Origin of the sequence: Salegentibacter sp. BDJ18 (assembly GCF_017579965.1) — a bacterium.
Classification (GTDB): domain Bacteria; phylum Bacteroidota; class Bacteroidia; order Flavobacteriales; family Flavobacteriaceae; genus Salegentibacter.
Genome location: NZ_JAFLQX010000003.1, coordinates 1 through 19,329 on the forward strand (window position 1 = coordinate 1; position 19,329 = coordinate 19,329).

18 protein-coding genes and 1 tRNA gene are annotated in these 19,329 nt (G+C 36.8%); 9 read left to right on the top strand and 10 right to left on the bottom strand.

The window, feature by feature from the left end; genetic code table 11:
- Nucleotides 1–185 precede the first annotated feature (185 nt).
- Nucleotides 186–872 (bottom strand): zinc metallopeptidase, encoded by a 687-nt coding sequence (locus J0871_RS02495; protein ID WP_075325114.1) that lies wholly within the window; start codon nt 870–872, stop codon nt 186–188.
- Between the two features lie 217 nt (nt 873–1,089).
- On the opposite strand from J0871_RS02495, the gene pyrH reads away from it, so the two are divergent.
- The 8 genes from pyrH to J0871_RS02535 all read left to right on the top strand — a co-directional run bounded on the left by pyrH (nt 1,090) and on the right by J0871_RS02535 (nt 12,343).
- Complete coding sequence (pyrH, locus tag J0871_RS02500; RefSeq protein WP_208223177.1) at nt 1,090–1,797, top strand: UMP kinase; 708 nt, start codon at nt 1,090–1,092, stop codon at nt 1,795–1,797.
- A gap of 30 nt (nt 1,798–1,827) precedes the next feature.
- Nucleotides 1,828–2,382, top strand: a complete 555-nt coding sequence (gene frr, locus J0871_RS02505; RefSeq protein WP_075325116.1) for a ribosome recycling factor — start codon at nt 1,828–1,830, stop codon at nt 2,380–2,382.
- Between the two features lie 199 nt (nt 2,383–2,581).
- Nucleotides 2,582–5,035, top strand: coding sequence for a DUF5686 family protein (locus J0871_RS02510; protein ID WP_208223179.1), 2,454 nt, complete (start codon nt 2,582–2,584; stop codon nt 5,033–5,035).
- Nucleotides 5,036–5,113: 78 nt separating this feature from the next.
- Nucleotides 5,114–7,537, top strand: coding sequence for an efflux RND transporter permease subunit (locus J0871_RS02515; RefSeq protein WP_208223181.1), 2,424 nt, complete (start codon nt 5,114–5,116; stop codon nt 7,535–7,537).
- A gap of 108 nt (nt 7,538–7,645) precedes the next feature.
- Nucleotides 7,646–9,088, top strand: a complete 1,443-nt coding sequence (gene asnS, locus J0871_RS02520) for an asparagine--tRNA ligase (protein ID WP_093306457.1) — start codon at nt 7,646–7,648, stop codon at nt 9,086–9,088.
- A gap of 173 nt (nt 9,089–9,261) precedes the next feature.
- The gene (locus J0871_RS02525) at nt 9,262–10,131 is read left to right on the top strand and encodes an RluA family pseudouridine synthase (protein WP_208223183.1); all 870 of its coding nucleotides are present in this window, start codon (nt 9,262–9,264) and stop codon (nt 10,129–10,131) included.
- 140 nt (nt 10,132–10,271) lie between these two features.
- Entirely contained in the window at nt 10,272–11,738 is a 1,467-nt protein-coding gene (gene rpoN / locus J0871_RS02530) for an RNA polymerase factor sigma-54 (protein WP_208223185.1), read from the top strand.
- Entirely contained in the window at nt 11,738–12,343 is a 606-nt protein-coding gene (locus J0871_RS02535) for a hypothetical protein (protein ID WP_208223187.1), read from the top strand. Before rpoN ends, J0871_RS02535 begins: the two co-directional genes overlap by 1 nt.
- On the opposite strand, the gene J0871_RS02540 is transcribed toward J0871_RS02535, so the two are convergent.
- The 9 genes from J0871_RS02540 to J0871_RS02580 form a co-directional block, all read right to left on the bottom strand.
- Entirely contained in the window at nt 12,338–13,063 is a 726-nt protein-coding gene (locus tag J0871_RS02540) for a porin family protein (protein ID WP_208223189.1), read from the bottom strand. The two genes, J0871_RS02535 and J0871_RS02540, sit on opposite strands and share 6 nt — an antisense overlap.
- 104 nt (nt 13,064–13,167) lie before the next feature.
- Complete coding sequence (locus J0871_RS02545; protein ID WP_075325123.1) at nt 13,168–13,650, bottom strand: biopolymer transporter ExbD; 483 nt, start codon at nt 13,648–13,650, stop codon at nt 13,168–13,170.
- Nucleotides 13,651–13,686: 36 nt separating this feature from the next.
- Entirely contained in the window at nt 13,687–14,298 is a 612-nt protein-coding gene (locus J0871_RS02550; RefSeq protein ID WP_075325124.1) for a biopolymer transporter ExbD, read from the bottom strand.
- A gap of 4 nt (nt 14,299–14,302) precedes the next feature.
- Nucleotides 14,303–14,740 carry a hypothetical protein gene (locus J0871_RS02555; RefSeq protein WP_075325125.1) on the bottom strand — a complete coding sequence of 146 codons (438 nt, stop codon included), beginning with the start codon at nt 14,738–14,740 and terminating at the stop codon, nt 14,303–14,305.
- A gap of 14 nt (nt 14,741–14,754) precedes the next feature.
- Complete coding sequence (locus J0871_RS02560) at nt 14,755–15,558, bottom strand: MotA/TolQ/ExbB proton channel family protein (RefSeq protein ID WP_208223191.1); 804 nt, start codon at nt 15,556–15,558, stop codon at nt 14,755–14,757.
- A 78-nt stretch (nt 15,559–15,636) separates the two neighbouring features.
- Nucleotides 15,637–15,724: transfer RNA gene (locus tag J0871_RS02565), tRNA-Ser, on the bottom strand.
- A 72-nt stretch (nt 15,725–15,796) separates the two neighbouring features.
- Complete coding sequence (locus tag J0871_RS02570) at nt 15,797–16,825, bottom strand: asparaginase (protein ID WP_208223193.1); 1,029 nt, start codon at nt 16,823–16,825, stop codon at nt 15,797–15,799.
- Nucleotides 16,809–17,951, bottom strand: coding sequence for a 1-acyl-sn-glycerol-3-phosphate acyltransferase (locus tag J0871_RS02575; protein ID WP_208223195.1), 1,143 nt, complete (start codon nt 17,949–17,951; stop codon nt 16,809–16,811). Before J0871_RS02575 ends, J0871_RS02570 begins: the two co-directional genes overlap by 17 nt.
- Nucleotides 17,952–18,001: 50 nt before the next feature.
- The gene (locus J0871_RS02580; RefSeq protein ID WP_208223197.1) at nt 18,002–18,769 is read right to left on the bottom strand and encodes a TatD family hydrolase; all 768 of its coding nucleotides are present in this window, start codon (nt 18,767–18,769) and stop codon (nt 18,002–18,004) included.
- A gap of 52 nt (nt 18,770–18,821) precedes the next feature.
- Between J0871_RS02580 and J0871_RS02585 the strand changes: the two genes are divergently transcribed.
- Nucleotides 18,822–19,259 (top strand): retropepsin-like aspartic protease, encoded by a 438-nt coding sequence (locus tag J0871_RS02585; protein ID WP_208223198.1) that lies wholly within the window; start codon nt 18,822–18,824, stop codon nt 19,257–19,259.
- The last annotated feature ends 70 nt before the right edge of the window (nt 19,260–19,329 follow it).

Sequence of the window (19,329 nt, forward strand, 5' to 3'; positions counted from 1 at the left end):
GGTCAATGCCAATTAGGAACTGGGGCATTATTTTAAATCAGTTCCTTACGATCTATGAAAAAAGGGTCAGACTTTAAAAAGTCCAACCCCTGTTATTTTAACTTTACACACTTTGCGGGATAGTGTCCCGCTTCAGTTGAAGCGGGTTTTCTTTTATAAAATTTTCCGAAGAAATATTTTCAATATTAATCTCTTCCCATATAAATACTAAGAAAGTAAAGCAAAGTTGCTAAAGAACCAACCGCGGCAACCACATAAGTTCTTGCTGCCCATTTTAGGGAATCTTCGGCAGCTTCATGTTCCGGTCCAGAAACCATATTTTCGGTTTCTAACCAGGCTAAAGCGCGCTTACTCGCATCATATTCTACGGGTAAAGTTATAAAACTGAATAAGGTTCCCATTCCAAACATGATAATTCCAATAAGTAAAACGGTGCTTCCTATAGCCGTAGTGGCCATTAAGATTAATCCTCCAAAAATCACCCATTGGGAAAATCTTGAGGCTATACTTACCACCGGCACCAACTGGCTTCTCATGGTTAACCAGCTATAAGCATTAGCATGCTGAATAGCATGACCGGTTTCGTGTGTTGCCACGGCAGCGGCAGCAGCATTTCTTTGGCTATAAACCCCTTCAGAAAGGTTAATTGTTTTTTTCTGCGGATTGTAATGATCGGTCAACATTCCCGGTGTAGAAATTACTTTTACATCGGTAATATTGTTGTCTCTTAACATTTTTTCGGCGAGCTCTTTTCCACTCATTCCGTTTTGTAAATGAACTTTAGAGTACTTTTTAAATTTACTCTTCAGTTTATTACTCACATACATACTCACTATAAAAATGAGCCCTGCAATAATATAATATCCTAACATTTTCTTTTCTGTTTAATTAACCCAAAGATAGCAAAAACCTCGCCATTTGTATTTTCAATTAAGACTTGACATTTTAAAATAAACTCAAAGAATTTTAACTGAAATGAAACTTAGACTCCAATAAAAAAATTGGTAATTAGCGGAAGATTGATTGTGAATATGTTATTTTACAATTTAAGATATTACCTATATTTGCACCAATCACTACAAAAAGGCTATGCATTACAAAAGAATACTTTTAAAATTATCGGGAGAAGCATTAATGGGACAACGCCAATATGGCATAGATCCCGATCGCCTGGCAGAATATGCCGAGGAGATTAAAGAAGTGACCGATAAAGGAATAGAAGTAGCCATTGTTATAGGCGGCGGAAATATTTTTAGAGGAGTTGCCGGTGCAAGTAAAGGAATGGACCGGGTGCAGGGAGACCATATGGGGATGCTTGCCACCGTAATTAACGGTTTAGCTTTACAAAGTGCGCTGGAAGATGCCGGAGTTCAAACCAGGTTACAATCAGCTATAAAGATCAATGAAGTTGCTGAACCTTTTATTAGAAGAAAAGCTATGCGCCATTTAGAAAAAGGCCGCGTGGTAATTTTTGGAGGCGGAACTGGAAATCCTTATTTCACCACAGATTCTGCTGCAGTTTTACGCGCTATTGAAATTCACGCCGATGTTATTTTAAAAGGAACCCGTGTAGACGGAATTTACAATGCCGACCCTGAAAAGGATAAAAAAGCTACAAAATTCGATTTTATTTCTTTTGACGATGTAATTAGAAAAGGTCTGAAAGTGATGGATACCACCGCGTTCACCTTAAGCCAGGAAAATGAACTCCCAATAATTGTTTTTGATATGAATACCCCCGGAAATCTTTTAAAAGTAGTGACCGGAGAAAGAATAGGTACAAAAGTTAATTTATAAAGATTTACGCTCAACTAATATTTTTTAAAAATGGAAGACGAAATTGAATTTATTATAGACACCGCCAAGGAAAATATGGACAAGGCAATTGAACATTTAAAGAAACAATTGCAAAACATTCGGGCAGGTAAAGCCAACCCGGCAATGCTTGGAAGTGTAATGGTAGAATATTATGGAGCTCAAACCCCGCTTCAACAGGTTGCCAATGTGAATACACCAGATGCCCGAACTATATCTATTCAGCCTTTTGAAAAAAGCCTGATTAAAGATATTGAAAAAGGAATTATGCTGGCAAACCTTGGTTTTAATCCAATGAACAACGGTGAGAGTGTAATTATAAATGTACCACCTTTAACTGAAGAGCGCCGTAAGCAACTTACAAAACAGGCAAAAGCTGAAGCGGAAGATGCCAAAATTGGAGTAAGAAACGACCGAAAATCAGCCAACAACGAATTGAAGAAACTTGATATTTCTGAAGATTTACTTAGGGATGCTGAAAATGAGGTTCAGGAATTGACTGATGCCCACATTTCCCGTATAGATTCTATTTTGGAAAACAAGGAAAAAGAAATTATGACTATATAATAGAAAGTCATTTTCTCTTGTTATTTTAGAGGCTGTTTGAAGAATTTTAAAATCGTCATCCTGAACTGGTTTCAGTATCTAAACTGGAAGCTGAATACTCCCGAAGTGTAGGGAAAGTAAAGCTTGACGACAATAAGTTTCTCAAACAGTCTTTTTTATTTTAGTGATTAATCAATTTGTTCATAATTCAGAAAAACCTATGCGTTCTCTGTTATTGCTTATTTTTCTGTTTTTTTCCTTTAATGTTTTTGCTCAGCAAGAACTAAGAGGAAGAATTGTAAACGAACAAACCGGCGATCCCCTCGCCTACGCTAAAATAACCTATGGTGACAAAGAAGATTTAAGCAAAATAGACGGCAGTTTTTCAATTACGCTTACAAAAAATGAAACCCAGTTTAGTATATCTTATGTGGGTTTTGAAACGCAAAACTTCAAAGTTTCAAAAGATGTAGAATTTGTAAGAATAAAATTGACTCCTAAAATTGAAAGTCTTGATGCTGTAACTATTTCATCAGGAAAAAATAAAGCGAATGCAATAATTGAAAAAGCAATCGCCCGAAAGCCCGAAAACGATCCTGAAGAAAAACTGCAAAAATTCAATTTTAAAAACTATAATAAATTTATTGTAGACAATGAAACCGCCACATTGGAAATGGCGAGCGATAGCACCAATCTCGAAATTGGTGCCATAATAAATTCGGCTGCAAGTTATTTTTCAGAAAAAGTTTCAAGATTTTATTTTTCCAAGGCAGAAGGTTTAAAAGAAGAAGTCCAAGCTTTACAAACCGCCGGATTTGAAGACCCTGTTTATGAGATTTTATCGCTTTCGGTAAATCCATTTTCACTCTACGATAAAGATTTTAGAATTTTTGAAACCGATTATGCCGCGCCCTTGCAAAATTCTGCTTTCAGAAATTATTCGTTTAAAATTTTAGATACCACTACAACTTCCCGCCCCGCTTATGTAATTTATTTTAAACCTAAAAGGCAACGTGCCGTAGCGGGCTTAGAAGGGGTGCTTTATTTAGATACCAAGACATACGCCATACAGCAGGCAAAAGCCCAGCTTTTGGGCGCTATAAAACTAGAAATAGATCAGGAATACGAATATTTCCCAGACGAAAATTTATGGTTTCCAAAAACTCAAAAAATCACCATTAGACCAGGAAATGGGGACCAGGCGATTTCGGTTTTTGGCGGAGTTATTGCTGCAGGGACGCTTCAGAAGAAGGAATCTATTCTAAATAATATTCTTGCCCCGGGAAGAGGTGATCCCAACCTGTTTTTAAATGTAACCAGCACTAATTTTGATATTCAGCTGAATTCTGAAGAGAGCTTAGAAACCCCAGCTGAAATTTTGGTTAATGCTGATGCGAATTCCCGAGAAGATAATTTTTGGAAAGAAAACAGAACCGAAATTTTAAGCCCACAAAACAAGCTAAGTCGCCAACGAGCAGAAAGACTTATTAAGGAAAAAGAAGTTGAAGAAAAAATAAGCTTTCAAAAATCTATTGCTACAGGTTATTATCCGGTAGGATTTTGGGATTTTGATCTTGGTAAATTCTTTAAATTCAATAACTACGAAGGCATTCGCCTGGGATTTGGCGGGAAGACTAATGAACAATTATCAAAAAAATTTAGTTTAAACGGCTACCTGGTATATGGCACCAAAGATGAAGTATTTAAGTATAACCTCGGGACCTCAATTCATTTAAATAAAGCTACCGAAACCGATCTTAAATTCAACTACACCCGCGATATTGTTGAAACCGGAAGTTTTAATTATCTACAGGGCAAAAACGATTTTTCTATTATAGAACCACGCTTTGTAAATATTAATTTTTTCTACGAACATCGCACGTTAAGCAGTGGTTTAACCCATAGATTCGGGTCTGATTTTAAAACTGAACTTCGGTTGTCTAAAAGCGATATTTATCAAATTCGAGATTACAGCTTTTTGCTAAACGGCCAGGAATTTTCTGAATACACGCTTTCTGAAGCTACATTTTCATTTTTATGGAGGCCATTTGCTAAATTTTTAAAAACGCCAAATGCTACCAAATTAATAGAAAAAGGTTACCCCAAGTTTACGGGCCAAATCACTAAAGGAATTTCTGGAATTGGCGGAAGCGATTTTGATTATACCAAATTTGGGCTTTTGGTAGAACACGAAATAAAAAGACTTAACCAATCCCGAACCGAAATTATCCTGGAAGGCAATTATGCCACAGGCGAAGTTCCGCTTACGCATTTGTTTCATTCCCTACCAAACAGTCCCAGGCGCAATGGCATCCTTAGGCGGTTTTCAGTAGCAGGTAGACGCAGTTTTGAAACCATGTTTTATAACGAGTTTTTTAGCGATAAGCAGGCTATGTTACATATAAAACATCAATTAAGACCCATAAATATTCACAGGTTAATTCAGCCAGAGCTTGTATTTATTTCCCGCCACGCCATTGGAGATATTAGCCATCCCGAAAGGCATAGTATTCCGTTTAAAAGTTTAGAACAGGGTTATCATGAATTTGGAATAGAACTACAAAAAATACTTGTAGGTTTTGGCCTGGGAGCAGCCTACCGCTATGGCCCCTATAGTTTGCCTACTTTTGATGAAAATTTCGCATTTAAATTCACTTTTCATTTAGATATTTAATCCTGAGCTACTTTAGGAGTTTAAACAGCATTAAATAGGCTTCCTTTTTATACCTTTGCGCTCGCTTAAAAACTTCCCATGGCCAAGATTTTTAGTTTCGGATTCTGGAACTCAATTGCGCGATTAATTTTGCGGAACAGGATTATTATACTTTTACTTATTATCGCCACTACGGTATTTCTTTCCACACAGTGGAAAAATATGCGTTTTTCTTATACCGAAGCCAACCTTTTACCAGACGATCACGAAGACAATATTGCCTATAATGAGTTTCTGGATAAATTTGGAGAAGAAGGGAATCTGGTTTTGCTTGGCGTAAAAGATTCAACACTCTTTAAACCAGAAAATTTTGAAGCGTGGAAAGAGCTTACCAAAACTTTAGAAGCCTACCCTGCGGTAGATTATGCAATTTCAGTTAGTAATCTTCAGCAATTAAAAAAGTTCGAAGATCCCAGCCGATTTGAGATGGTGCCTTTTATTACCGAAGATAATCCTACCGAGGAAGAACTTCAGCAATATCAGGATCAACTTTACAATGAGTTACCATTTTATGAAAACCTGGTCTATAGTTCACATTCCAACACTTTACAATCGGCTATTTATTTAAATAAAGAGATCGTTAATTCTAAAGAACGGAAAACCTTTGTTATAGATGAGCTGCAACCCCTTATTGCTAATTTTGAAGAAAAAACAGGCATAGACGTAAAAGTCTCTGGAATGCCTTACATAAGAACCCTGAATTCCCAGAATATAATTGATGAAATAGGGCTATTTATTCTCGCAGCACTTGGGGTAACTTCGCTTATATTTTTCTTCTTTTTCAGGTCAATTCGAGCCACGATTATTTCTATGATTACGGTTTGCATTGGGGTAATGTGGGCCTTTGGGGTAATAGGCTTGTTTAATTATGAAATCACGGTACTTACTGCGCTTATCCCGCCATTAATTATTGTTATAGGAATTCCCAACTGTATTTTCCTGATCAACAAATATCAACAGGAAATAAAAAAACACGGGAACCAGGCAAAATCGCTCCAAAGAGTAATTACCAAAGTGGGAAATGCCACTTTAATGACCAATATTACCACCGCATCTGGTTTTGCCACTTTCATTTTAACCGATAGCACGCTGCTAAAGGAATTTGGTATTGTAGCTTCAATTAATATCGTCGCCATATTTATTCTAAGCTTGTTGATAATTCCTATTATTTACAGTTATATGAATTTGCCCAGGCGCAAGCATCTAAAACACCTTAACAAGCGCTGGATTGGTGGTTTTGTAAACTGGATGGAGCAAATGGTGAGACACCGCCGCATCAGCATCTATATTACCTCTATTATTCTTTTAGTAGCGAGTATTATAGGAATTTACACTATAAAAATTTCAGGCAGTTTATTAGAAGATATGCCCGAAGAAGCTGAATTCTTCCAGGATATTAAATTCTTTGAAGAAGAATTTGACGGGGTGATGCCTTTAGAAATTCTTGTAGATACTAAACGAAAAAATGGTGTTTTAAAACCTGCTACCCTTAAACGCATGGAAGAACTGGAAAATCATCTGGCTGAAATTCCTGAACTTTCTCAGCCAATTTCCATAACCCGGCTGGTAAAATATTCTAAACAGGCGTTTTATAACGGCGATGCCCAATATTATCAATTACCAAGTTCGCAGGAACAAAACTTTATTATGCCGTACACCAAAGGATTTTCTTCAAATGAAAATTTACTCACTTCTTATATAGACAGTACGGGAAGGTATGCGAGAATTACCACTTATATGAAAGATGTGGGAACCGATAAAATGGAAGAACTGGAAGAAGACCTCTGGCCCCAAATCAATAAAATTTTCCCCCAGGAACGTTACGAAATTTCCATGACGGGTAAAGCTTTTATCTTCCAAAAAGGAACCAATTACCTGGTAAAAAATCTTATTATTTCGCTTTCCCTGGCCATTTTATTAATTGCAATATTTATGGCCTGGATGTTTAGATCGTTTAGAATGATTATTGTTTCCCTGGTTCCTAACCTCCTACCTTTGCTGGTAACTGCAGGAATGATGGGCTTTTTAGGTGTTCCTATAAAACCTTCTACAATCCTGGTATTTAGTATAGCTTTCGGGATTTCGGTAGATGATACTATTCACTTTTTAGCAAAATACAGGCAGGAACTAAAAGCTAATAATTGGAAAATTAAACGTTCGGTTTACGCGGCGCTACGGGAAACAGGAGTTAGTATGTTTTATACTTCTATTGTGCTGTTTTTCGGGTTTTCGGTATTCATGATTAGTAGTTTTGGGGGAACTGTAGCTCTTGGTGGTCTCGTTTCAGCAACCTTACTTTTCGCAATGCTGGCTAATTTATTATTACTTCCTTCTTTATTGTTTTCCTTAGAGAAAAATATTGCCAACAAAGAAGTTATGAAAGAACCCGCAATGAAGATTATTGAAACCGAAGAAGACGAAGCTGAAATTGAAAAAGAGGAATCTAAAAATTCAGAAAGATAATCAACAAAGCGCTTGGGGAATTAACCTCCTTGAGTGATTAATAAAAACCGGCTTGCTTTGCAGGCTGAGACGGATAAATTATATTTGTTTTTTCTAAATCTAACATAAATGATACAAGCAAAAATTGCTGAAATATTAGACAGCAATCAATTTCTACAGGAATTTGAGGTGAACGGCTGGGTTCGTTCTTTTAGGAGCAATCGCTTTATTGCCTTAAACGATGGTTCTACCATTAACAACCTGCAATGTGTAATAGATTTTGAGAATTTTGACCAGGACGAGCTTAAAAGAATCACCGTTGGTGCTGCCGTTTCTGTAAAAGGAACTTTGGTTGAAAGCCAGGGAAATCAGCAACGAGTTGAGATTGAGGTAAAAGAGTTTAAAATTCTTGGCGATGCAAATCCCGAAGAAGTAAAACTTACCATTCTTTCACCAAAGCGACACAGCCTGGAAAAACTAAGAGAGCAGGCACATTTACGTGTGCGCACAAATACTTTTGGCGCCATTATGCGTGTGCGATCTAAACTGTCTTTTGCCGTGCATAGTTATTTTCAGCAAAATAACTTTCATTATGTAAACACTCCAATTATTACGGGAAGTGATGCCGAAGGTGCCGGCGAAATGTTTAGAGTTAGCGCTTTAGATATGGAAAACCCGCCAAAGAATGAAGATGGCAGTATAGATTTTCGTGAAGATTTCTTCGGAAAAGAGACTAATTTAACGGTTTCAGGACAACTGGAAGGTGAAGCCTACGCGATGGGACTTGGGCAGATCTATACTTTTGGTCCAACATTTAGAGCTGAAAATTCTAATACTTCCCGCCATTTAGCCGAATTCTGGATGATAGAGCCTGAAGTTGCTTTTTGTGATCTGGACGGCAATATGGATTTAGCTGAAGATTTTATAAAATATGTACTTAAATATATTTTAGATCATTGCCAGGACGACCTTGAGTTTTTAGACAAACGTTTTAAAGCTGAAGAAGAAGCCAAACCAAAAGCAGACCGCAGCGGATTGGGATTATTGGAGAAACTTCATTTTGTAATAGATAACAACTTTAAGAGAGTTAGTTATACTGAAGCTATCGAAATTCTTAAAAATTCAAAGCCCAATAAAAAGAAGAAGTTCAACTATATTATTGAAGAATGGGGCGCCGATCTGCAAAGTGAACACGAACGTTTTTTAGTTGAAAAACATTTTAAATGCCCGGTAATTTTATTCGATTATCCCGCAAATATTAAAGCTTTTTATATGCGTCTTAACGAAGACGGTAAAACCGTAAGAGCAATGGACATACTTTTCCCAGGAATTGGAGAAATTGTTGGCGGTTCACAAAGGGAAGAGCGTTTAGACGTGCTTCAAAATAAAATGAAGGAATTAAATATAGACGAAAAAGAATTGTGGTGGTACCTTGATACTCGTAAGTTTGGAACCTGTGTTCACAGTGGCTTCGGACTTGGGTTTGAGAGACTGGTACAATTCGTAACCGGAATGGGAAATATCAGGGATGTAATTCCATTCCCAAGATTCCCCGGTAACGCTGAGTTTTAAGATATTTTAAAAACCTCACAGGCTTTCAAAACTTGTGAGGTTTTTTTATTCTTGTCTATGTCCCGTCCTGAATTTATTTCAGGATCTAATTTGATTAAAAATTTGCATCATGTTAGAAGCTGAAACCAGTTCAGCTTGACGAAAGCTTTTAGTTTATAATAACCACCTGACCATTGAAAATTAGAGAAACGCATATTGTTCCCGTAATAACTGAAAAAATCAGGTTACAAGAATATGCGGTTTCTATCTTTGCTTCCCTTCCCACCAAAAGCTCGCTTAAGAAGGCTTTAAAAAAAGAACTTATCCTTTTAGACAGGCAACCCGCAAAAACTTCAGACTGGATTAAAGAAGGTCAAAAACTGGAATTGCTTGAATCCGAAAATCCAGTAAGAAAAGTATTCACTTTAAAACTGGAAGTGATTTTTGAAGATGATTACCTGGCGGTTATTCATAAACCAGCCGGAATTCCCACCAGCGGAAATTACTTTAAAACTATTGAGAATGCTTTAGGTTTTAATTTAAATGAATCTAAAGCCAAAGATGCACTACCGGCTCCCCTACCCGTTCACCGTTTAGACAATCCAACTTCGGGTTTATTGCTTATTGCTAAAAACAAAGCGGTGCAGGTAGATTTAAACAGGTTATTTGAAGAAAAAAAGATTCAAAAAAGTTATGTTGCGCTTGTCTTTGGAAGTCTTTCTGCTTCAGTTATTTTAAACGATAAAATTGAAGAAAAAGATGCGGAAACCCACATTGAGGTTCTAGAACATTTTCAGCTTAAAAACGAAGATTTTAGCCTGGTTAAAGCTTTTCCTAAAACCGGTAGAACCCACCAAATAAGAATTCATCTTGCAAAACATAGAAATCCAATTGTGGGCGATAAACTTTATGGTAAACCTTCAAAAATCATAAAAAAAGGTGGCTTATTTCTAGCAGCCACCGGGCTTGGATTTATACATCCTGTGAATAAAAATAATTTGAATTTAGAACTTCCGCTTCCGAAGAAATTCAGAGAAATTAAGAGTTTCTCTAAGAATACTTAACAAAATTTTACCACAATCATTTACTATGCCAAAGGCTGTGTCGCATTGTTTTGCTTATTTTTGTAGTAAACAACAATTGTTTTGACCTTGCGTTAAAATAGAATAAATCTCACCCGCAGGTGAGTAAAGGAAAATAATATATGCTTAAACAGCAATTAAATCTCAAATTATCCCAAAAGCTTTCCCCCCAGCAAATCCAGCTGATGAAGCTTATACAACTTCCTACGCAGGCTTTTGAGCAGCGTATAAAACAGGAGCTGGAAGAAAATCCGGCTTTGGAAGATGGTAAGGTGGAAACCAAGGATGAATATGAGGAATATGAAGACGATTATAGTGATAGAGAGCGAGAAGATGAAGGAACCGAATCTATAGAAGCTGAAATTGATGTTGATGAGTATTTAAGCGACGATGAAGTCCCTAATTACAAGTTACAGGCAAATAATTACAGCGCAGACGATGATGAGAAAAGTGTGCCATACGCTTCGGGAACTTCGTTTACACAATATTTAACCACGCAATTAAGTACGCTTAGGTTTGATGAAACCGAAGAACAAATTGCCGCTTTTTTAGTAGGTAGTGTAGATGAAAGTGGTTATTTGAGAAGAGAACTACAGGACGTGGTAGACGACCTGGCTTTTACCCAGAATATATATACAGATGAAGCTGCGGTAGAGAAAGTGCTGAAAAAGGTGCAGGAACTTGATCCAGCCGGCGTAGGTGCCAGATCGCTTCAGGAATGTCTACTTATTCAATTAAGACGCAAAGAGCCTACAAAAGGCGTAGAAATGGCTGAAGACATACTGGAAAGATCTTTTGATCAATTCAGCAAAAAACATTACACCAAAATTCTTTCTAGACACGATATTTCTGAAGATGAATTACGGGAAGCCATAGATGTTATTGAACATTTAAATCCAAAACCCGGCGGTTCTTATTCAGGAAACACCCGAATGGTAGAACACGTAATTCCAGATTTTACCATTAAAATTGTAGATGGCGATTTAGAACTTAGCTTAAATGGAAGAAATGCACCACAAATGCACGTTTCTCGTGATTATAGCGATATGCTGAAGGGTTACAAGGAATCTAAGGAAAAAACAAAAGCGCAGAAAGATGCGGTGATGTTTATAAAACAGAAACTGGATGCTGCAAAGTGGTTTATTGAAGCTATAAAACAAAGACAGCAAACCTTAATGGTTACGATGAGTTCTATTATGAACTATCAAAAAGAATATTTTCTTACCGGCGACGAGCGAAATTTACGCCCAATGATTTTAAAAGATATCGCCGATGAGATTGAAATGGATGTCTCTACCGTTTCCCGTGTAGCCAACAGTAAATATGTTGATACTCCTTACGGAACAAAACTTATAAAAGAATTCTTCTCTGAATCTATGAAAAACGACCAGGGAGAAGATGTTTCTACCCGGGAGATTAAAAAAATCCTGGAGATGTCTATTGAAGAAGAAGACAAGCGAAAACCGCTTACCGATGAGAAGCTCGCTAAGGTTTTAAAAGATAAAGGTTATCCAATTGCCAGACGTACCGTAGCAAAATACAGGGAGCAATTAGATATTTCGGTTGCAAGATTGCGAAAAGAAATTTAATGAAATTCCTTTTAAAAAGCGCCTCCTTTATATTTCATCCGCTTTGGATACCGCTAGCAGGGAGTTTACTTTATTTTTTATTTACACCGAGATTTTTTCCGCCGGGCGTAATGCAGGCAAAACTTCTCGCCATTGCAATTTTAACCGTATTTATTCCCGTTGTATTTTACTTTTTGCTTAAAAACCTGGGGAAGGCTCAATCAATCTTTTTAGAAGATGTACGCGAGCGTAGATGGCCTTTGCTTTTCTTTGCCATTTTAATCACCATGGTGCTCAACCAGATTTTGAATGCCTATAATTATGCCGCATTATATTATTTTTTTGTAGGTATTCTTTTTTCCACTTTACTGGCCTTTACTCTAGTATTATTCCGGTTAAAAGCAAGTTTACATATAATGGCGCTTAGCGGGCTTATAATATTCTTAATAGGTGTAAGCCTCAACTTTCAATTAAACTTAACTTACACCATTAGTTTTTTAATTCTCATGCTGGGTATTACTGCTTCTTCAAGGCTATATTACAAAGCACACACCTATAATGAACTTTTGCTTGGTTTATTCTGTGGGGTAATTCCGCAGTCTTTGGTTTTGTATTTCTGGTTATAGAATATAGAACATAAGTCCAACCCTAAAGACCGAAATATCTATAGTCTCTTCATTTAAACGAGCTTCAGGAAAAAAGGAATTAAGGCTGTAATAAACATGAAAATTGAAAGTATTATAACCAAAAGTAAAGGTTGCTCCCAGCCGGAAACGATCTAACTCGGGCACATCAGTTTGAACCACCTGATTATCTGGTTGTACAAAATTACTCCTAAAATGATAGATATAACCGAATTTTAATCCGGTATAAATTCTCCAAAATTTATAAGTTTCTGGAGTGGAAGTACGCCAACGAAACTCCAGGGGAACTTCAATTAATTGTGCAGTAAAGCGGTTTGTACTATAATCAACGTCTCGTGTTAAGCTTCTAAAGGTGGTTTCTCCGTTATCATCTTCCCCTATAAATAAATTATGACTATAACTATTCAAAGACCAACCTAAACCAGCTGCAATAGCGATATTTCGACGTTTATTTATGGGGAAATCTCTTGTAAATCCGGCGTGAATACCACCGGAAAATCCAGATTGGGATATAGCTTCAGGCTTGTTGCTTATTAAATTAAAGGTGAGCCCTACGTAAAACTGATCTTCCCGATACAAACTATCTATTACCACCGGAACGGAGTCTGGGATGCTTTTTAAACTAATTTCTTCTTCGGTTTGGGCCAATAGCGGCGTAGAAAAAAATATAAAGAAGAAAACAAGGTAGTATATTCTATTCATTTTAAACCACGGCTATATTGAGTTTAAAGATAAAAAAACATCCTGCCAAATATTTAAATTTTGACAGGATGTTTATACAGTTTTGAAAAAATACCTATTGGTAATTATTGCATATTTTGCAGTGCGTCACCTTCTTTAGTGGTATAGTTAATTTTAAGAGCTTCAGCTTTTCTCAATTCTTGTTTGATATCTGAAACTAATCCCATATTCGTTTCTTCATCTACCTTCAAGGCAGTTGTAAGATATGGTATTAACTCTTCACGCTTAGTTTCCCTTTCAGCAAAAATGAATTGTTGTACTTCGCCAACACTGGCAAACTTATCATTTAACTGAATCCTTGCCTCACTACCAAATCTTTCCTGGTAGCGTGGGCTGGGTTTACCGGCGTAAATGTACATTACAAGATCCTTCTTATCCAGTTTTTCAACCTGATCAGCGAATGGAAGTTTATTTTCAACCATTAAAGTATTCTGACGCATCACGGTAACAACCATAAAGAAGAACAGTAACATAAATACAATATCTGGTAAGGATGCTGTACTAATGGCTGGTTGCCCTTCGCTCTTTTTCTTTTTGAATTTAGACATAATTAAGTCTTAAATTTAAGTTTTATATTAAGGTTATTAACTCGTAGGCTCGGCTTCAGAAAGCTTTTGAGGGATCATATCTTTAATAAGTTCAATTCTCTCCTTCAAAGTTTCTTTATCACCTTCGCTTGTACGTGAGTCGTTATACCTGGCTTCCATTGCTGTAAAGCTAGTACCAAATAAACGTTCGGCTTCCCTATCTCTAAGTTGGTTATAAGCCGCTACAAGTTCGTTTTGTACCGCGATATAAGTCCCATACTCGGTTCCCCTGTTATTTACCAAAGAAATTATAGCTTTCGTTGGGTTAACAGAAGAAGCTGGGTCTCCGGCTCCCTGGCAGAAGTCACAAGCCTCTTCGCCTGTTCCTCCTCCATTGTCAAGAAATTCTACAGCTGCCTGTCTTAATTCCTCAATCTCCATCTCCTCATCTTCTACAAGTAATTGGTTATTTGCATTAACCAGTACCTGGAAGATGTTTCGTTCTTTAATTACCGGCGGATCCTGTTCTTCAGGCTGCCATTCAGGCAACTTCCTGCTAATCCCGCTATCTGTCTCAATGGTTGTTGTTACCAGAAAGAAGATTAGTAGCAAGAAAGCAATATCGGCCATAGAACCGGCATTAACCTCTGGTGCTTCTCTTCTTGCCATATTCTTATTTAGTTAATTTTTTAACTCCTGAAATAACCATTGCTAAAATTGCAATTCCAGCAAGGATATAGAATGTTACTAAACCTGCACTTATCCAATGTGCCGCGTTAGCCGAGAGTATATCTCCATCTTTAAGCGTCATTTGAGTTCCATCGGTTACAAGGTATGCAATTACAATAACTGCAATAAATGCACCAACAGCGATAAGTGTGTTTTTAATATTTCCTTTAAACAGACCTTTTATCACAAAGATTGCAACCAATACAAGAACAACCAGTAACACGAAATAAGACAAATACATTATTGGTGTAAGCAGACTATTCTGTAAATCGGCCGAGGCCTCTATAGCATCACCGTCTTCGGCAAGGATCCTTCCCAAAAGGATAAGACCTACAACGCCTAAAACGATAGATACATATTTTAATATTTTATGTAAAGTCATAATTTAATCTGGTCTTAGATTCTTTTTTTGTTTTTGTAAGATACCAACATATCGATAAGAGTGATAGATGCATCTTCCATATCGTTTACAATACTATCTATTTTAGCGATAATATAGTTATAAAATATTTGAAGAATAATAGCCACGATCAAACCAAATACGGTTGTAAGAAGTGCCACTTTAATACCTCCGGCAACAAGAGATGGTTGCATATCACCAGCAGCTTCAATTCTATCGAAGGCGGTAATCATACCAATTACAGTACCCATGAAACCAAGCATAGGAGCAATAGCGATAAATAAAGACAACCAGGAAACGTTTTTCTCTAATTGTCCCATTTGTACTCCACCGTAAGCTACCACAGCTTTTTCTGCCGCGTCAATACTTTCATCTGCACGGTCAAGACCCTGGTAGTAGATAGATGCTACAGGTCCTTTTGTATTTCTACAAACTTCTTTAGCAGACTCTACACCACCACTATTTAAAGCGTCTTCTACATCTCTAGCCAATTTTTTGGTGTTAGTTGTAGAAAGGTTTAAAAAGATAATTCTCTCTATGGCAACAGCCAAACCAAGAATTAAACATAAAAGAACAATCCCCATAAATGCAGGACCACCTTCTATAAATCGTTTTTTAAGTTCCTGATGAAAACCAAGAGTTTCTTCCTCTGCCTCATCTGCGGCAGCTGCAGCCTCTTCATCTTGTACAAAGTTTACAATTGTACCAGGTAATGTGTTAACATTATTGGCCGCATTAAGGTTTCCGGCTCCAAGTACCATCACCGCGGCGATTACCAAAATAGAAAATAATCTTTTCATTACTGTTTGTCTTAATTTAATTAGTTAAAGGGTTAAAGATATAAAAATAAATTTTTAATAAAAATATAATAATTATTGCAGAGAGGAAGGGATTCGAACCCTCGATACGCTTGTGGCGTATACACACTTTCCAGGCGTGCGCCTTCGACCACTCGGCCACCTCTCTTTCTTAAAGTTTTCTAAACGGTGCGCCAAATAACGAAAAAAAATATACTTCGTCAAGCATCTGCCGTTAATTTTATGACATTTCCCCTCTAAGAGAAGTTTCAAAGATAGTTTTAAACACTTTAGGAGACAATTCTTTTCCTAAAAGATACATTAATTTTGCAACCGCAGCTTCAGTACTAATATCTTTGCCAGATACCACCCCTATTTTTTTAAGCTGAACACTGGTTTCGTACTGACCCATAACTACGCTTCCTCCAATACATTGGGTAACATTTACTACGAATAATCCTTCAGAAATTTTTCTTTTTAGAATATCCAGAAACCAATCGTCACTGGGCGCATTTCCGCTTCCATAAGTTTCCAAAACCACTCCTTTTAGACCGGGTTTTGACAACATATATTCTACGGTTTTTGCATTTATCCCCGGAAAAATCTTTAAAATAAGCACTTCATTATTAAATCCTGTGTGCAATTTTGTTTTTTGCCGGCGATTTGGACGCCATAAAGCATTGTAATTAACAGAAAGATATACACCAGATTCAGCTAATGGATGATGATTTAACGAAGCAAAAGCCTGAAAATGTTCGGCATTAATCTTTGTGGTTCTATTGGCGCGATATAATTTATATTCAAAATAAAGCCCAACTTCAGAAATAACCGGCTTTCCATTCTTCTGTAAACCGGCAATTTGAATACTGGTAATAAGGTTTTCTTTAGCGTCTGTTCTTAAATCTCCAATGGGCAATTGTGACCCGGTAAAAATAATGGGTTTGGTTAAATTCTCAAACATAAAACTAAGCGCCGATGCTGTGTAAGACATAGTATCGCTGCCATGCAATACCACAAAACCATCGTAGGTTTCAAAGTTTTCATTAATTGTATTAGCAACTTTCACCCAGCATTCCACATTCATATTAGAGGAATCTATAGGATCGTCAAAACTTAGGGTGTCTATCTCGTGCTCCAGAATTTTAAGCTCTGGAATATTTTGTAGTAATTCATCAAAATTAAAGGCTTTAAGGGCTCCAGAATCATAATCCTTAATCATACCAATGGTCCCGCCGGTATAAATAAGTAAGATTTTAGCTCTTTTCTTCATATAGCGCTTCTTTATTTATTACAGGATTTGCATACATTAATAAATAACTGTTTAGTTCCAGGGAATTTTTCACATCTACCCTTCGGCTAAGTCGGCGCTCAAACTGCCTCTTTTCTTTATCTGAATATTTTTCGGCATAAGTTTCTGAATTCTTCAACAAATCGAAAGCAATATAATTTGCCGGCCACAATTTGTAATTTTTATAGATATGCTCATCTATTTTAGATGCCACGGCTTTAAGCTGTGCATTTACAGAAGCGTGTTCATTTTCAATCTTTTCAAAAACTTCTTTACCAAGCACTTTTCCAGCACTTATATGAATACGCCCTTTATTGCCAAGAGCTCCTTGCATAATAGAATTAAAATCTTCGTTAGCCGATTTTACATATTCTTCTTTCATTCTTTTGGCAAGAAGTTCGGGCATTTTTAAAATATCTGTAGGATCAAATTCATAAGAAATCGCTACCGGAACAATTTTTAGTTCGGCAAAATACTCGGCCAGGCTTTTTTTGCCTTTAGCCATAGCAAGCATTTTTAACACTCCTTGTTGAGTGTAATCACTACCATCTTTGGTTCTACCCTCTCGCTGCGCCATCCAAACCGATCTATCTTCTTCCAGGAGCAACTGTTTTATATATTCTGAAAGTACCATGGAACTTTTAAGCATTTCCCTGGGGCTAAGTCCGCGTTTTACCAGGAAATTCCTGTTTAAGCGGGAGAGGGCCATGAGAAAAGGCTTTTGTACCAAATTATCTCCAATAGCTGAAGCCGTCATAATAAGATCCTGCTCATACAAAGAAGTATTCAGCAAGGAAGTATCCAGAATAATGTCGCGATGATTGGATATATAAAAATAAGGTTGATCGTTATCTAATTTTTCAAAACCATTGTAAGTAAGTCCTTCGGTACTTTTTTCAATAACTTTTAATACCGAATTATAAATTACTTTAGTTTGAAAATCCCTTATGGAATGGCATTCTCCCAAAACAGCCACAATTTCTTCTGATGTTTTATCAGGAAATGTAAACTGTAAAAGTGCTTTAACCATTGGGTGCCTCATGAACTCCTGCAAGGCAGGCTGCACCTCTTCATCCTTATAAAACCTTATGTCTTCGAATTCTTTCACGCAAAATTGTGTTAGCTAGGCAAATGAACAAATTTTAATTATAACCGCCTTTATATCCCAAAAATATCTTTTGAATTCTGAGTAGTTATTTCAGCAATTTCGGCTAGTGGTTTTTCATATATTTCAGCAAGTTTTTCTGCTACTTTTATAAGATATTCAGGTTCGTTACGCTTTCCACGGAAAGGGGTTGGGGACAAATACGGCCCATCGGTCTCCAAAACGATTTCTTTAAGTGGAATTTCATTCAGAAATTTATCTATTTTTCCATTTTTAAAGGTAACCACCCCGCCAATTCCGAGTTTCAGGTTATAAGAAAGTGCTCTTTTGGCTTGCTCCAGGTTTCCGGTAAAACAATGAAAAATCCCAAAAAGATCGTCGCTTTTTTCTTCTTCTAAAATATCAAAAATCTCATCAAAAGCCTTCCTACAGTGAATTACTATGGGAAGCTTGTATTTTTTAGCGAGTTTTATTTGTCTTCTAAAAGCTTCCTGCTGAATTGCCAGTGTACTTTTATCCCAATGCAAATCTATCCCTATCTCGCCTACGGCATAAAACCTTCTTCTTTCAAACTGCTCTTCTACATGTATTAATTCCTCTTCATAATTCTCCTGCACGTGGGTTGGATGCAAGCCCATCATTAAAAAAACATTTTCGGGATACCTGGCTTCCAACTCGTACATAGCCTCGGTAGTTTCAGAATCTATGGCCGGAAGAAAAAACCGTTCAATATTTTGCTGAAAGGCGTTTTCTATAATTTCGTCACGGTCTTTTTCGTAATCTTCGCTATAAAGATGTATGTGCGTATCGGTTAAAATCATAAAAGCAAAAATAATTTATTTTGAAGACCTATCTTTGCGAAAAACATAAAGAATGTCATCTTTAAAAAAATTCCTAAAAGAAAAAGGTTTTAAACGCATAAAACTGAAATACACCAAAACCCAACACCTGGAATTGGTAGCCAAAATTAATAATATTGAAGGAAACTTTATCCTTGATACAGGAGCTTCCAGCACTTGTGTGGGCCTGGAAGCGGTAGAACATTTTAAACTTCTTGCCGAAGATAGTGATATTAAAGCTGCCGGTGCAGGCGCCACCAATATGCTCACACAAATTGCCCAAAAAAACCGAATTGAAATAAAAGGTTGGAAAAAGAAAAAAGTAGACCTGGTACTATTTGATTTAAGGCATGTTAACGAAGCTCTTATTAATCACGAAGCCGAAAAAGTTCACGGTATTATTGGTGCCGATATTTTAAAGAAAGGGAAGGCTGTAATAGACTACAAAACTCCTGCTCTTTATTTAAAATAGAATTTTATAAAGGGGAATTATCCCCTTGATTCACGAACGCCTGTTAGCTAAGTTTGATTAAATTAATGTT